Annotated in this window: 16 protein-coding genes; 4 read left to right on the top strand and 12 right to left on the bottom strand. The window is 45.4% G+C overall.

What is annotated here, in order from left to right; genetic code table 11:
* Positions 1 to 82 precede the first annotated feature (82 nt).
* The 4 genes from BCT81_RS11100 (at position 83) to BCT81_RS11085 (ending at position 2760) form a co-directional block, all read left to right on the top strand.
* On the top strand, positions 83 to 475 hold the full coding sequence (locus BCT81_RS11100; RefSeq protein WP_102424287.1) for a GFA family protein: 393 nt from the start codon (positions 83 to 85) through the stop codon (positions 473 to 475).
* A 10-nt stretch (positions 476 to 485) separates the two neighbouring features.
* Positions 486 to 953 carry an OsmC family protein gene (locus BCT81_RS11095; RefSeq protein ID WP_102424285.1) on the top strand — a complete coding sequence of 156 codons (468 nt, stop codon included), beginning with the start codon at positions 486 to 488 and terminating at the stop codon, positions 951 to 953.
* A 122-nt stretch (positions 954 to 1075) separates the two neighbouring features.
* Complete coding sequence (locus BCT81_RS11090) at positions 1076 to 2263, top strand: PatB family C-S lyase (RefSeq protein ID WP_102424283.1); 1188 nt, start codon at positions 1076 to 1078, stop codon at positions 2261 to 2263.
* Between the two features lie 152 nt (positions 2264 to 2415).
* Positions 2416 to 2760 (top strand): ribosome recycling factor family protein, encoded by a 345-nt coding sequence (locus BCT81_RS11085; RefSeq protein ID WP_102424281.1) that lies wholly within the window; start codon positions 2416 to 2418, stop codon positions 2758 to 2760.
* 131 nt (positions 2761 to 2891) lie between these two features.
* On the opposite strand, the gene BCT81_RS11080 is transcribed toward BCT81_RS11085, so the two are convergent.
* From BCT81_RS11080 to BCT81_RS11025, 12 genes are all read right to left on the bottom strand, one after another.
* The gene (locus BCT81_RS11080) at positions 2892 to 3131 is read right to left on the bottom strand and encodes an RNA-binding protein (protein WP_004736983.1); all 240 of its coding nucleotides are present in this window, start codon (positions 3129 to 3131) and stop codon (positions 2892 to 2894) included.
* A gap of 131 nt (positions 3132 to 3262) precedes the next feature.
* On the bottom strand, positions 3263 to 3526 hold the full coding sequence (locus BCT81_RS11075; RefSeq protein WP_102424279.1) for a DNA polymerase III subunit epsilon: 264 nt from the start codon (positions 3524 to 3526) through the stop codon (positions 3263 to 3265).
* 227 nt (positions 3527 to 3753) lie between these two features.
* Positions 3754 to 4296 (bottom strand): DUF3833 domain-containing protein, encoded by a 543-nt coding sequence (locus BCT81_RS11070; protein WP_102424277.1) that lies wholly within the window; start codon positions 4294 to 4296, stop codon positions 3754 to 3756.
* A complete protein-coding gene (locus BCT81_RS11065; RefSeq protein WP_102424275.1) occupies positions 4293 to 4898 on the bottom strand; it encodes a chalcone isomerase family protein in 606 nt (201 codons plus the stop codon). Before BCT81_RS11065 ends, BCT81_RS11070 begins: the two co-directional genes overlap by 4 nt.
* A 3-nt stretch (positions 4899 to 4901) precedes the next feature.
* Entirely contained in the window at positions 4902 to 5426 is a 525-nt protein-coding gene (locus BCT81_RS11060; RefSeq protein ID WP_102424274.1) for a DUF2878 domain-containing protein, read from the bottom strand.
* Positions 5404 to 6684, bottom strand: coding sequence for a cyclopropane-fatty-acyl-phospholipid synthase family protein (locus BCT81_RS11055; protein WP_102424272.1), 1281 nt, complete (start codon positions 6682 to 6684; stop codon positions 5404 to 5406). Before BCT81_RS11055 ends, BCT81_RS11060 begins: the two co-directional genes overlap by 23 nt.
* A 101-nt stretch (positions 6685 to 6785) precedes the next feature.
* A complete protein-coding gene (locus tag BCT81_RS11050) occupies positions 6786 to 7592 on the bottom strand; it encodes a DUF1365 domain-containing protein (protein WP_102424270.1) in 807 nt (268 codons plus the stop codon).
* Entirely contained in the window at positions 7589 to 8860 is a 1272-nt protein-coding gene (locus BCT81_RS11045) for an FAD-dependent oxidoreductase (RefSeq protein WP_102424268.1), read from the bottom strand. Before BCT81_RS11045 ends, BCT81_RS11050 begins: the two co-directional genes overlap by 4 nt.
* Before the next feature lie 2 nt (positions 8861 to 8862).
* Complete coding sequence (locus BCT81_RS11040) at positions 8863 to 9594, bottom strand: SDR family NAD(P)-dependent oxidoreductase (RefSeq protein WP_102424267.1); 732 nt, start codon at positions 9592 to 9594, stop codon at positions 8863 to 8865.
* Complete coding sequence (locus BCT81_RS11035) at positions 9594 to 10025, bottom strand: nuclear transport factor 2 family protein (RefSeq protein ID WP_102424265.1); 432 nt, start codon at positions 10023 to 10025, stop codon at positions 9594 to 9596. The genes BCT81_RS11040 and BCT81_RS11035 overlap by 1 nt, the downstream gene beginning before the upstream one ends.
* Positions 10026 to 10039: 14 nt before the next feature.
* Positions 10040 to 11455, bottom strand: a complete 1416-nt coding sequence (gene phrB, locus BCT81_RS11030) for a deoxyribodipyrimidine photo-lyase (RefSeq protein WP_102424263.1) — start codon at positions 11453 to 11455, stop codon at positions 10040 to 10042.
* Complete coding sequence (locus tag BCT81_RS11025) at positions 11452 to 12399, bottom strand: DUF1722 domain-containing protein (RefSeq protein ID WP_102424262.1); 948 nt, start codon at positions 12397 to 12399, stop codon at positions 11452 to 11454. The genes phrB and BCT81_RS11025 overlap by 4 nt, the downstream gene beginning before the upstream one ends.
* Between the last annotated feature and the right edge of the window lie 116 nt (positions 12400 to 12515).

The following is a 12515-nucleotide window of genomic DNA, read 5'->3' as shown; positions in this document are numbered from 1 at the left end:
TCGAACTGAAAACGGGACTACGGACAGAACGCGCTCAACTGGTTATGATGTGAGCAATACATGGATGTTACTGGAGAGAACAATGAAAATAGTTGGCAATACGCTGATCAAACCATTCCATAAAGCGACCTGTCACTGCGGTGCGGTGGAGTTAGAGCTTAGCCTACCTAACGGCATCGAAAAGCCGCGTCGCTGCGATTGCTCTATTTGTCGTCGTAAAGGGGCGGTTGTTGGTTCTGTAGCCTTGGATGGTATCAAGATCCTCAAAGGTGCAGAGCATCTCAAGTTATATCAATTCAATACCAACACCGCGAAGCACTACTTCTGTTCGAACTGCGGTATCTATACCCACCATCAACGTCGCTCTAGCCCAAATGAATATGGATTCAATATTGGTTGCTTGGAAGGGGTGAACCCTTTTGATATTGGTGATGTGGTGACTAACGATGGGGTTAACCACCCTGCGGATCGCTAAGGAGAAAAGTATGTCTGATTATGGTGCCCTGATTCGCTGGCAGAAAGGCGGCGATGAGGCTTTTAGCGATAACCAATACAGTCGCGGGCATACGTGGGAATTTGATGGTGGCGTTGTCGTACCTGCGTCGTCATCACCTCATGTGGTGCCATTGCCACTTTCGGTGGCTGAAAATGTTGATCCAGAAGAAGCCTTTATTGCGGCGATTGCCAGTTGTCATATGCTGACGTTTTTGGGCATTGCAGCTAAACAGAAGTACCTGATCGACTCTTATGTCGATGATGCCGTCGGTGTGCTGGAAGAAGATGAATCAGGTCGTTCATCTGTGACTAAGGTGACTCTGCGCCCTAAGATTGTGTTTTTAGGTACCAAAAATCCTACCGCCAAGCAGCTCGACAAACTGCATCACTTGGCGCACAAAAACTGTTTCATTGCGAACTCGGTCAAGACTGAGATTGTGGTCGAGATGCGAGATTAATTTAAAACAATCACAAGATTTCTTTAAAAGCTTCGTCCTTTTTATCTCGCTATCGTCTTAAGGGTATTCATGCAATTTCGTTGATTGCAAAAAGACCGAACACACTATTTGAGGACTCCTCCATGACAGCGTTTAACAGTGCATCGAATTACGGTGAAAATGCGTTTATCAAAAGCAAACCAGAGGTGCTAGAGAGCATTTACAATACCGCCGATGTATTTCCTTACTGGGTTGCCGACATGGATTTTCAGATAGCGGAACCCATCACTCAAGAGCTGAATCGTTTGGTCGAACGCGGCGTGTATTCTTACGAGTTTCATGAGCAAGCGGTGTTTGAAGCCCTTTCAAAATGGTATGCAAAGCGTCATGGGCTAAACCTTTCAGCGGACAAATTTGTGCAGGTGCCGGGTGTGCTCTCTGGTATTGCCTTGTTACTGCGTCAGTTTACTAATGAAGGTGATGGCGTGCTTATTCATACGCCAGCCTATCACCAGTTTTCTAACTTGGTGAACAAAGCCGGTCGCGAGGTAGTGAAAAGCCCGTTGGTAAATGATGGCCAAAGTTACCAAATTGATTTCGAGGGGATGGAGCAACAGATCGTCGACCATAAAGTGAAAACGATGATTTTCTGTAACCCCCATAACCCAACTGGCCGTGTATGGACAGCGCAAGAAATAGAGCAAGTTGTTGAGATCGCCAAGCGTCATGATGTCCTGATCATCAGCGATGAAATCCATTCCGACATTATTTTTGAAGGCCATGCTTTCACGAGCTTGACCAGTTTTGATTACGACAAGGTGATTACCTTGATTGGTTCTCCGGCGAAAACCTTTGGCATGCACAGCATCTCCAATGGCTATGTGTACACCAATAATGAAGCGCTATTTGAAGCGTTTAAAGCTAACGTAGCGGCGATGTACCTTGACCACGGTAACGCTTTGACGACATTTGCGACCATTGCTGCTTTTGAAAAGGGGGAAGAGTGGCTAGATGGCATGTTGGTGTACTTACAGGAGACGGTTAAGTGGATTACTGAGTTTGCAGAGAAGCGCATCCCTCAATTGAAAGTGTTCCAGCCACAAGGTACTTATCAGGTATGGTTTGATTTTTCTGCGTTAGGTTTTTCTAAAGAGAAGCTTAAAAATACCGTGTTTGAGCAGGCGGGGATGGGGTTAACTCCGGGCGGATGGTTTGGCGCTGAGAGCTATCATTTCATGCGAATGAACATTGCGACGTCTCGCGACAATATTGAAAAATCGTTTGAGGCACTGGTAGACGCGCTTAATAGTGCAGAGCAAGCTGAACGCTAGTTTTTACACGATAGCCATTTCAAATCGGATAACCGCGAGTCGGCTTAGTGCATAACTGGCGGTTTTTTTGTGTCTGTGTAATCCTACTCACGGTTTCACCAAGCTGCTCTAGACAGCGCGGAATGATTATAGAGATTGATTGGCAGAGAGTTATGTTTAGCGTCCCACTGAATAGTTTTGTACATCGTGTGAGTGATAAGAGCCAAGTAATGGCAAACGCTGCTGAGTGTGGATGTCAGTTGAAGCGAGTTCGTCGCTCCCGTAACTGGCTATTGGTGGCTCAAGAGCATCAACTGATCGAATTCAAAGCTTTGTTAACTCATGAAAAAGACGGTTGGATAACAGTCGCCATAGACAAGGTACTGCCTAAACCTGTGGTGTGTTTGGCGTCGCTGTTAGCCGCAAATCCTTCTATGACAGTTGCTCAATTGGTGATGGAATCTGGGTGTTCTATGGCCGAAGCACGACGAGCCATTGATGATTATGAAGGGTTATAGATAAGTTGTGAGCGCTTGAAAAGTACTGCGCAGCAAAAAGCCCGTAACGATATGGCGTTATTTCAGCGCAATATCGTTACGGGCTTTATCATCTGAGTTTCTGTGAAACCAGTGAGAGCATTAAAGTCGAATTAAGAGTTAGCGACTTTTACACGAATCGTGTTTTTGCCAAGCTTGGTCATGTGCAGCTTGTCTAGTGCAGTTTTCGCTTCTTCTTGCTCTGGCATTTCAACGAAAGCAAAACCTTTTGAGTAGCCAGTTTCTTGGTCTAATACTAGGTTGCATGCTTTTACTGAACCGAACTCAGAAAATAGTACACGGATGTCTTGCTCTGTTGTTGAGCGAGATAGGTTACGAACTAGAAGTTTCATAATGAACCTTGAATATGAATTTACGTCGCGCATTGTCGCACACTTTGAAGGTCACCCTTACAAAATAATTTAAGATCTCATTTGTTTGGGTAGCCAAGATCTGCGACAGCACTTTGAGTTGTTTGGTGTGATTATTCGTCGTCGAACTGTTTGATGGTGAAGGCGTCTTCGATTCGGTTCAGCTCTTCTTGTTCTTTCTGACGAAGCTCTTCTTGGCGAGCTGTTTTCATCTCATTGAGACGTTTCTTCTCTGACTTGGTCAGGAACTTAACGGCTTTTTTGTTGGTTAATGCGTAAGCAGCTACGTCTTCACCTTTTTCTCTGCGCTCGTTTACGCGTTGTGAGAAACGTTCATTGTCGCGAGCTTTACGCTCCGCTGAGGTTAACTTACTCATGCTTTAAAGCCTTTTTAATTTATCGTGGTAGGGAATCTACACGTGGCGAAACAAAGGGGCATTCATCAGTATGAGGTATTAGCCATTTGTACGCTGGTGGCGCATCTTAGCACAGTGGGGAAGCATGTAGGCATGCTATTGAGGGATTAAACGAAACAGCCCACAACGTGCAGTAGTGGGCTGGATTCTAAAGCGAGTGATTCAGATTGAATTGAAGGGCGAGTTGTCTAAATCTTTTCAATGTAAAGGATGACCTCTCCGACCTTAAAGCCAAACTTAGACATCTCGGTCTTATTGAACAATCGTTTTTCATCCATTAAGAACATCCAATCATCCAATGTAACTTCATAGGTACTGCCGTCGACTTCAATTTCTAAATCGTACTTCCAGTAGAGTGCAGAGCCTTGGGTCTCACCATGAGCGGTTCCTACCACATCGTTAGCGGTGCCTGAGTAGGTGTTATCGCCAGTTTTGATAAGGTTCCAAACCCGCGTTGAGCGTTCACCATCGGCAAATGAGAACCACTCTTTGATTTCACCATTATTGCCTTCCCACGTGGCGATGAGTTTTGCATCGAAGCGTCGTAGCAAGTTCCCGGAGCGGTCGAGCACCATACCATAGGCCATTAACTCACCATTGAAGAAGGTCTCAAGTTTGAGCTCTGGTGTTGTGTCGACATGATTATCAAGGCTGGCAGAGCCACAACCTGTTAGCCAACTAAGAGATAGGATTGCGAGAGCAAATTTGATTATTTTTGTTTTTGGATTCATTTATTCAAACCTAATAGTTGTTTGCGTAGGCCAGGTTCGGAGGTGTTTTCGGAGAGCCAGATCGCTAGGAAGGCATCGCCAAATTGTTTGTCTTGAATGACACCGATAGGCTGTTCATCGAAGTAAAAGCGACTCACGTTGTCTTCTTCAACACGAATCGTCAATGTGCTTCCTGCTTCTACATTGGGCCACATCGAGTAGAGAGGCTTCAACCAGCGTTCGATATTACTGTTAGGGTAGCCGAGCTTGTTCCACTGATCCTCGGTTGCTTCGACTAGGTCCTTACTGTCTATCGCGCGGTAGTACTCTATTTTCAGAGCGCGTTCTGAACTCGAAGGTGCGGTGTAGAATTCAGCAGAGTAGAGGGTCCAAAATAGGTAACTCATTTCGCCTTGTCCGCGCTTGTTTAAATCGTCGACAGCAGAGGCGCGAGCTTGCCCTGCAAACAGAAACGCTACGATTAACAGAGAGAGGGTGAAAGTACCTAGGAATGCTTTTATGTACTGATTGTTTGCAGCCGTTTGAGTGTTAGATTGGGCACACGCGTGACTCTCAGCGCTCTTTAAGTGGAGCGCCTGTGTCCGTTTGAGTGAGTAAGCCATAAGTCACCTCGTTGTCCTTGCCATTGTCGGTTTCATTAAGTTGGAGTAGGCGGCCACAAGAAGAGGCAAAAATATCCCCCAACTCAACGCAAGGGCAGCAACTACCGATGCATCTGGCCAAGTAGCAAGGAGGGCTCCCGCTTTGATTCCTCCCCAATAGCTACTAGTACCCGCTACGAACCCTAAGGCGAACAAGATCACTTTTGAGCATTTTAAGAGCCAATTAAGGCTGTGGTTGAAGCTAATCAAGAACATGATCCATAGGCAGACGAGCCACACAGGGAACCATGATTGATTAGCAATGGCAGGGTCGACGGCGAAGACGCCGAAGTGAAGCATGAGGCTATCAAGCAGTAGCCCCAATGGTAATAAAACGAGTATTTTAAGATCGCTGTGGCGAGTCGGTGACAATAGGAAGTGAATGATCACCAGCAGCGGTGTTACGAACGGGGCTTGAGCGGTGAAGAAAGCGCTACAAACCCAGGTCGCTTGAAACAGAATGAGATTAATAATCCAAAACCGTTTCATCTTTCGCTCCAAAGTAACGAGGTTTTCTTGCGACTAAATGGTGAGTACTGATCACTCGCTCTTTGAATGCACCTTCACAGTAGCAGAAGTAGAAGGTCCAAAGACGCTTGAACTCTTCTGAATAGCCCAGAGACTGCAATTCTTCCCAGCTGTTTTGAAAGGCAACGTTCCAGTCGTTCAATGTGCGAGCGTAATGCAGACCAATATCGTCAATTTCTTGAACGACAAGGTCGGTGCTGGTCGCAAGATGTTGGGTCATCACTGATACAGAAGGTAAGCAGCCGCCAGGGAAAATGTACTTTTGGATAAAGTCGACGCCTTTGCGGTACTTTTCATAACGCCCATCGGCTATGGTAATTGCTTGAATCAACATTTTGCCGGAAGGCTTCAACAATGAAGAGCATTTCTCAAAGAAGGTTTGCAGATATTCGTGTCCCACCGCTTCTATCATCTCGATGGAAACCAACTTATCGTATTCACCCGTTAGGTTGCGATAGTCTTCTTTGAGTAGAGTAATTTTATCGGTTAAGCCGAGCGATTTTACGCGCTGCTCTGCTAACTCGTGTTGTGCATCTGAAATAGTGGTGGTGGTGACGTGGCAGCCATAATGTTGTGCCATGAAGATTGCTAAACCACCCCAGCCAGTCCCTATCTCAACCACGCTATCCGATTCTGAAAGTTCTAAACGCTCACAGATGGTTCTCATTTTGTTCTGCTGTGCTTTCGATAAAGTCAGCGCTTCATCACTGTAGATAGCTGACGAGTACTGCATCGAACTATCAAGGAAACGTTCGTACAGCTCATTACCTATGTCGTAGTGAGCCAAAATGTTTCGCTTGGAGCCTTGCTCGGTGTTGGCGTTTTTGCGACGAAGCAGGAGATTTCTAATGCGAGATATCCACTGAGTTTTGTCGTCCAGCTCATCTAATTGGGATTGGTTGCGAGCCATAATCTGGATAACGCGGGTTAGATTTGGACTGGTCCATTTGCCATCAATGTAGGCTTCGGATGCGCCAATACTGCCGTTGATAACAACATCTTTAAAAAAGGTCGCATCATGAATCATGATTCGACCTTTCAAGTCTGCTTCTCTATCGCCAAACACCGAATGCTGGTCACGCTCGATGATTTCTAGTGACGCAAACTGCAGGCGCTCTAGGACCTTAAAAATTAAAGCTCGATATTTACAGTTGCTTGAAACAGCAACGGCTTTGGCTTGTTGTTCAATGTTGTTGTTTTGTTTTGCAAGCTGTTCCATGTCAACCTCGCTGAGAATTCATTCTAACTTTTTGCCAACTAAAGTTGGGTGATATTCGTTGGTTTAAGCAGACTCATAGTTAGTGAGTCGTGGTCAGGCGCTTAAGATGTTGAGTTTGGGTGCGCCACAAACGGTACTTTTTTCAGGAATAACTTGAGAGCCTGATAATAAATCCCCATCACGACTTTCACCGTCATTGCCGGGATTTTAACAACCGTTCGTCTAATGTTTGTTTTCGTTACTGACTGCTTATTCAGCGCTAGTGTCGCATCGAATATTCGTTCGCTTCGGCGGCTTTCGATGTGAACAAGCGTTCGTTTCGCTGGTGGCTTAATCTTCCAAAAATAGGTCATGTTTAAATCCATGAACGGAGAAACGTGAAAATCTTTTTTAACTTTCAACTCTTGGCGCATGTCGATCAGATAATAGTGCCTCTCTCGCCAAGGTGTGTTGCTAACCTCGGCCAACATATATCGACACTCGTCTGCTTCGTCGTAACAGAAAAAGCAGTTGATTGGACTAAAGTAAATACCTAAACATCGGCATTGAGCCAGCATTGTTACTCGGTTTACATCAGACCAATCGCCACCAAGCTGTTGTACTTTGGATGCTATACGTTGTTTTAGAGATTTAGGTTCATCGTTAATTGCATTTTCTTCTTTTTCAGCAAGATAATCCGATTCGACAAAGCGAATCGGGTTGTACCAGCGAGTTCCAAACAGCACACTTCTCGCGGTGGTCTTAGGCAGCTCATCGAGATCTAGCCCCATCATGTAGAGTTGGTAGCTGAACTCATGAGGGATATCACCAAAGCGGCGATGCCTGACGTTTCCCCAATAGATACCGCTGAACTCTTTACTCTGCTCAGATGCAACTTCCGTGTTGGATGCTAGGGTCTCGGTGTTCATTGTGCTGAGCTCGTGCTGAGATCCAGACCAAAGCGCTTGGTTACATCCAATGCGCTATGCACACCATCTTCGTGGAACCCGTTGTACCAATACGCGCCTGCGAAATGCGTATTCTGTTTACCGCAAATGCGGTCACGCTGTTGTTGAGCATTGACTGTATTGGAGTTCAATACTGGGTGGTGATACACAAAGCTTCGGATGATCTTTTCTGGAGCAATGGCTTCACTCTGGTTTAAGGTCACGCAGAAGGTGTCTTGGCTTTCTATTCCCTGCAGAATATTCATGTTGTAAGTGACACAAGCTGGTCGCTTGCTATTACCATCCAGCATGTAGTTCCAACTTGCCCACGCCAGCTTTCTGTCTGGTAGCAAGCTTGTATCGGTATGAAGAACCACTTCGTTGCGGCTGTAAGGTATCTCACCTAATACCTCTTTCTCATCAGCCGTTGCATCGCCTAACAGTGCTAACGCTTGGTCTGAATGGCAGGCGAAAATCACTTCATCAAATTGCTTTGTTGCACCGTCTTCAAATTCGATAGTTACACCTGTTTCATGACGAATGACTTGTTGAATCGATGTGTTCAATGCCACTGGCTTGCTCAGGCGAGAAAGGATGATCTCAACATAAGAACGAGAACCTTTTGGAATCACATACCATTGAGGGCGATTGGTGATATCTAGCAGGCCGTGGTTGTAGAAGAACTGTATGAAGAACTTAAGTTCAAACTCTTCCATTTCTTCAAGACTGGTTGACCAAATCGCAGCACCCATTGGCAGAATGTAATGTTGGCTAAAGAAGTCAGAAAATTGATTGTCACGCAGGAAACTGCCAAGGGTAACGTCAGGTGTGAAGCGGTTACTTTCAAACTGAGCCTTACACAATTTGTTGAATTTCAGAATGTCAGAGATTAATGACCAGAACTGCGGTTTGAAGATGTTGCTCCTCTGCGCGAATAGCGAGTTAATGCTGTGACCATTGTATTCAAACTTAGTGGTTGTGTTGTGTACACTGAAGCTCATTTCTGTCGGTTGTCGTTCGACACCCAACTGTTCGAGTAGTTGATTGAAGTTTGGGTAGGTTCGATCGTTGAACACGATGAAGCCAGTATCAATCGAGAACGCCGAGCCTTGATGTTCAATATCAACGGTGGCGGTGTGCCCACCAACGTAATCATTTTTTTCGAATACTGTTACGTCGTGGTGTTTGTCTAATATGTGCGCGCAAGTGAGTCCAGAAATACCTGAACCAATAATGGCGATTTTCTTCATTGTTATACCATCCTTGAAGCGAGTTTTTGCCAAACTGAAGTTGGAAGCATTCTTAATAGCTTCATCAACATGATGAATCGTCGAGGGAAATCGATCTCGCTCTTTCCTTGAGCAATGCCGTTAACGATTCGCTGAGTTGCAGCCTCACTACTAATAATCATAGGCATAGCGAACGTGTTTCGCTCGGTTAAAGGCGTTTCCACAAAGCCAGGATGCACAATTGAGACATGAATATTGTGCTTGGCAAGATCAACCGAAAGTGTTCTTCCTAAGTAAGTGAGTGCTGCTTTTGAAGCGCCATAAGCCTCGGCTCTTGGCAGAGGCAGAAAGCTGGCGCTGGAGCTTACTAAAACTAAGCGTCCGCCGGGTTTAATGTTTTTCAACCAAGACTTTAGAGCGTAACCAATAGAGATTAAGTTAATGTTGATGACGCGCTCAAAAAGCTCTGCGTCAAAGTTGACTGGATCATCGATGTATTCACAGTCACCCGCATTGAGAATGAGAAGGTCAAGAGGATTGTCTTGGTCAAGCTCCGGGAAGTTGTGGTAATCCGTTAAGTCAAAGCACAGAGGTGTAATAGAGGACTCTGCGATGTCAGTTTCGTGCGAATCGACTAGAGTCTGTAATTTATCTTGGCTACGACCACAAGCAATGACTTGATGTCCTTGCTGGGCATAATCGAGAGCGAGTGATTGGCCGATACCAGAGGTCGCGCCTGTAATCATAATATGCATTATCGGCTCGCTCTTTTCTTGATGGATTTGATGGCGCAGCCTAATACCGGAATATGTTCATACAACATAGACCCGACATCGAGATAGTCTCTATGGTAAATCACTTGATCATCGAGCATTTTGAGATGACTGTGGCCTTGCACCTCAATAGGCTTCTGCCCATTAAGTTGCTTGTGTACAAAGTGCATTGTCCAATACACCGATGCTTCGCCACCAACTTCAAACGTGTGCTCGATGTGAAAGTTACAGCTGGTCACTTGGGTGTAGATGTTGTCGAAGTAGTGAGTTAGCGCTGCAATCCCGCTGACATGATGCAGCGGGTCTTGGAATTCGATATTAGGGTGATAAACCGTCTTTAGCACGTCGAAATTGTCCGTTCCGAGCTCTCGATACATGTTGAGAAAGTTATCAAGCCATAGAGAGTTATCCATAATATTCACTCTAATTATTTGAAAAAGGCTAAGGCTCTCAATCGTGCTTCTTTATGTTCAACGATGGGTTGCCAGTATTCACTGTTTATTCCGTTTTTTGCTATGTAATCATGTGGGAAATGCACATGCTTATCCGGAATATTTTGCAGCTCTGGTATGTACTTACGGATAAAAATTCCTTTAGGATCAAACTTTTCACTCTGGGTGATCGGATTGAAGATTCGGAAGTAAGGTTGTGCATCACAGCCGGTACTTGAAGCCCACTGCCAGCCACCATTGTTGGCACTAAAATCACCATCGATAAGATGAGACATAAAGAAGCGTTCGCCCCAGCGCCAATCGATCAGCAGATGTTTAGTCAGAAAGCTTGCCACCACCATTCTTAGCCTGTTGTGCATCCAACCTGTCTCAACCAATTGGCGCATAGCTGCGTCAACTAAGGGATAGCCTGTTTTCCCTTCACACCAAGCCTTAAAGTTAGGTTGGTCTTGATACCAGTCTAAGCCATTGTATTTCTGCTGAAAGTTAGCGCCTTTAACCAGTTTAGGATGATGGAACATCAAATGCTTATAAAAATCGCGCCAAATTAATTCGTTGAGCCAAGAAAAAGCGGGCAGTTGGGTATCAAACAGTAAATCCGGTTGCTGTTGGATCAGTTGAATGGCTAACCATCTTGGGCTTACCGCGCCAATCGCTAAGTAAGGTGATAAACCTGAGGTACCTTTTACTGAAGGGATGTCTCTCAGGTGAGCGTAGTCGTTGACCTTGTTGGCTAGAAAGTTAGGTATCACATTGCCAAGTACGTCTTGGCTTAGTGGCCAACGGCTTGAGTCGACACGCGGAAAGTCGAAGTCATAGTCACTGGCAAGCTGGAGCGTTTGCAAGTTGTCAGGTAACAGGGCTTTAGCATTGTTTTTAGAAGTGAGCGCAGCAGGACTGCATTGAATGCCTTTTGCTTGCACTTCTTTTAACCAGGCATTTTTAAATGGCGTGAAAACTTTGAACATCTCACCTTGCTGGTTGAGCACACTGCCTAGAGGGAGCATCACATCACAGTCGCTGATCTGAAGGTTTATACCGCTCGATATCAGTTGTTGGTCACGAGCTTGTTCATCGACCTCTGGCTCTGAATTGGCGAAAACAACCTGAGAACCGAGTTGTTGGTACAGCTCAGTCAATTGCTTGGCTTGATCATCAAAATCGGTCGCTTTGAGGTGCAGCAGGGTTATGCCCAAGTCGGCGAGTTCAGCTTCCAGTTGCTTTAAATGACGGAAGATAAAGTCTGCTTTAATTGGAGCAAGGTGATGCTGATGCCACTTTTGTGGTGTTGAAATAAAAACGGCGATTGAAACGCCGTTTTCGATTGCTGAGACGAGGGCTGGATTATCGTGAATGCGCAGGTCTCGTCTTATCCATAGAATATCGCTCAATATCCGTATCTCAATTTAAGTTCTTGCGGGTGAGGGTTTAGGTAAACCTGTGATTTCAGGTACTCGTTTGGGTATTCCATCAAGTAGTGATTGATCAGTGTTAGAGGCACTAATAGCGGAATCACGCCCTCTCTGAAAGAAGCAATCTGGTTAGATAACTCTTGCTTATGAGCACTGCTGAGCTGCTTCTTAAAGTAACCTTGAAGGTGTTGAAGCGTGTTGGCGTGCGTACCACGGTTTGCGTGGTGTGATAATGCCGTCATCAGCCCTTCGATGTACTTATCTGCAAGCTCATTTATCTCTAGCTCGTTGCCTGCTAGTAACTTGCCAAGGCTTTTGTAGCCTTCAACGTGATGGCACATTATTAGATACTTGTGGGCGCTATGGAACTGGATAAGCTTGTGTTTAGTAATTCCTTCATCTACTAGGTCCAGCCACTTCTGGTATGTGAACACACGAGTCATGAAGTTTTCGCGCAAAATCGGATCGTTCAGACGGCCATTCTCTTCCACAGGCAGCAACGGGTTGCCTTCCATAACCTGCTTCGTGAACATACCAATACCTGTGGATTCAGAGCCGCGGCCATGGTGGTGGTACACCTTCACGCGCTCCATGCCGCAAGTTGGACTCTTTTGACACACGATGAAGCCAGCGATATGTTGGTTGTTCTTGGAGTAGTTTTGACCGAATTCGATTAGCTCATCAGTGACGTCGCCAGTACCATCAGGACGGGAAACGTGAATGATATCGTCTAACATCCGTGTCTGACGAATAGTTGGGCGAGGCGTTGGCAAACCAACTGCCATTTCAGGGCACACTGGCTCAAGTTCAACATAATCTGCAAGGTCTTCAGTACAGAAGCGAGAACGTTTGTGGCCAGTATCGAACCTAACTTTATGACCGGCGACACATGCACTAATGCCTATTTTTATTTTTTTATCCATTGGTCAGTTCCTTACGCTCATTGCTCATTTTATTTCTTGTTATGTGGGATGTTGCTTATCCCACATTAATTTAGTCGTTTTTAAGATTGTTTCCTAGCCGACTTTAAAAGTTCTGT

Origin of the sequence: Vibrio sp. 10N.261.52.A1 (genome assembly GCF_002876325.1) — a bacterium.
Lineage (GTDB): Bacteria > Pseudomonadota > Gammaproteobacteria > Enterobacterales > Vibrionaceae > Vibrio > Vibrio chagasii.
This window is presented reverse-complemented; position numbering and strand designations above follow the sequence as displayed.

What these genes read in the sequence shown, in the direction of transcription:
- BCT81_RS11100 (WP_102424287.1), top strand. Translation starts at nt 83, where the DNA reads ATGAAAATAGTTGGCAATACGCTGATCAAACCATTCCATAAAGCGACC.
- BCT81_RS11095 (WP_102424285.1), top strand. Translation starts at nt 486, where the DNA reads ATGTCTGATTATGGTGCCCTGATTCGCTGGCAGAAAGGCGGCGATGAG.
- BCT81_RS11090 (WP_102424283.1), top strand. Translation starts at nt 1,076, where the DNA reads ATGACAGCGTTTAACAGTGCATCGAATTACGGTGAAAATGCGTTTATC.
- BCT81_RS11085 (WP_102424281.1), top strand. Translation starts at nt 2,416, where the DNA reads ATGTTTAGCGTCCCACTGAATAGTTTTGTACATCGTGTGAGTGATAAG.
- BCT81_RS11080 (WP_004736983.1), bottom strand. Translation starts at nt 3,131, where the DNA reads ATGAAACTTCTAGTTCGTAACCTATCTCGCTCAACAACAGAGCAAGAC.
- BCT81_RS11075 (WP_102424279.1), bottom strand. Translation starts at nt 3,526, where the DNA reads ATGAGTAAGTTAACCTCAGCGGAGCGTAAAGCTCGCGACAATGAACGT.
- BCT81_RS11070 (WP_102424277.1), bottom strand. Translation starts at nt 4,296, where the DNA reads ATGAATCCAAAAACAAAAATAATCAAATTTGCTCTCGCAATCCTATCT.
- BCT81_RS11065 (WP_102424275.1), bottom strand. Translation starts at nt 4,898, where the DNA reads ATGGCTTACTCACTCAAACGGACACAGGCGCTCCACTTAAAGAGCGCT.
- BCT81_RS11060 (WP_102424274.1), bottom strand. Translation starts at nt 5,426, where the DNA reads ATGAAACGGTTTTGGATTATTAATCTCATTCTGTTTCAAGCGACCTGG.
- BCT81_RS11055 (WP_102424272.1), bottom strand. Translation starts at nt 6,684, where the DNA reads ATGGAACAGCTTGCAAAACAAAACAACAACATTGAACAACAAGCCAAA.
- BCT81_RS11050 (WP_102424270.1), bottom strand. Translation starts at nt 7,592, where the DNA reads ATGAACACCGAGACCCTAGCATCCAACACGGAAGTTGCATCTGAGCAG.
- BCT81_RS11045 (WP_102424268.1), bottom strand. Translation starts at nt 8,860, where the DNA reads ATGAAGAAAATCGCCATTATTGGTTCAGGTATTTCTGGACTCACTTGC.
- BCT81_RS11040 (WP_102424267.1), bottom strand. Translation starts at nt 9,594, where the DNA reads ATGCATATTATGATTACAGGCGCGACCTCTGGTATCGGCCAATCACTC.
- BCT81_RS11035 (WP_102424265.1), bottom strand. Translation starts at nt 10,025, where the DNA reads ATGGATAACTCTCTATGGCTTGATAACTTTCTCAACATGTATCGAGAG.
- BCT81_RS11025 (WP_102424262.1), bottom strand. Translation starts at nt 12,399, where the DNA reads ATGGATAAAAAAATAAAAATAGGCATTAGTGCATGTGTCGCCGGTCAT.